The sequence below is a fragment of the Ruegeria sp. AM4 genome, from assembly GCF_056540665.1.
Window position 1 is genome coordinate 1 of sequence record NZ_JBQFXD010000038.1, and the last position, 857, is coordinate 857.

Genomic DNA, 857 nt, shown 5'->3' on the forward strand with positions numbered 1-857 from the left:
TCTAGGTCGTGTTGACAAAAGGGATTCACATCAGGCTTTGAGCATGATTCAAGCTGACATCTGCGATGGAGACCAGCTTGGCACGAGATTTGATGTCGGACGAGGAGTGGGCGTTCTTTGAACAGTTCATTCTTTCCGTTCGCGCCCCAAATGGGCGAAAACCTACCAACCACCGCCTTGTTCTTGACGGTGTTTTCTGGATAGCACGTACCGGCGCGCCGTGGCGGGACCTTCCTGAAGAGTTCGGGAAATGGTCAAGTGTCTATCGGCAGTTCCGGCGTTGGACACTTGTCGGCCTCTGGGAGCAGGTCCTAGAGGCGCTGATTGAGAGCAGGATCGTTCCAGATGCCCTGCAAATGGTCGACAGCACCGTGGTTCGCGCCCATCATCAGGCAGCGGGCGCTAAAGGGGGACTCCGCGACAGGGTTTTGGCCGCTCAAAGGGTGGCTTCACGACCAAAATCCATCTCCGGGTGAATGCCGCCGGTCTGCCGATGAGAACTGACATCACACCAGGCCAGACGTCCGATTATCTTGGCTTCGACTTCATCATGGACGACAATCTGCCGGAACCTTTAGTACTGCTGGCCGACAAGGGGTACGATGCCGACAGCATTCGCGACCAAATGCGCAGCCGATGTATCCAACCTGTGATCCCAATGCGGAAGTCGCGAAAGAAGCGTGTCGGTGTTGATCGCCCACTGTATCGACTACGGAACCTGGTCGAGAGATGCTTCAACAAGCTGAAGAATGCCCGCCGTGTCGCGACACGTTACGACAAAACTGCTGAAAGCTTCCTCGGCTTCGTCGACATCACGTCAATCCGCATATGGCTCCGCTATTTGTCAACATGACCTA

1 protein-coding gene is annotated in these 857 nt (G+C 55.3%); it reads left to right on the forward strand.

The window, feature by feature from the left end:
• Positions 1 to 65 precede the first annotated feature (65 nt).
• Positions 66 to 853, forward strand: a protein-coding gene (locus ACR0JA_RS23640) for an IS5 family transposase (RefSeq protein ID WP_480580416.1) whose coding sequence is annotated in 2 segments (ribosomal slippage) — positions 66 to 405 and positions 405 to 853 — 789 coding nt in all. Because the reading frame shifts where the segments join, the coding sequence is not laid out codon by codon here.
• Positions 854 to 857 lie beyond the last annotated feature (4 nt).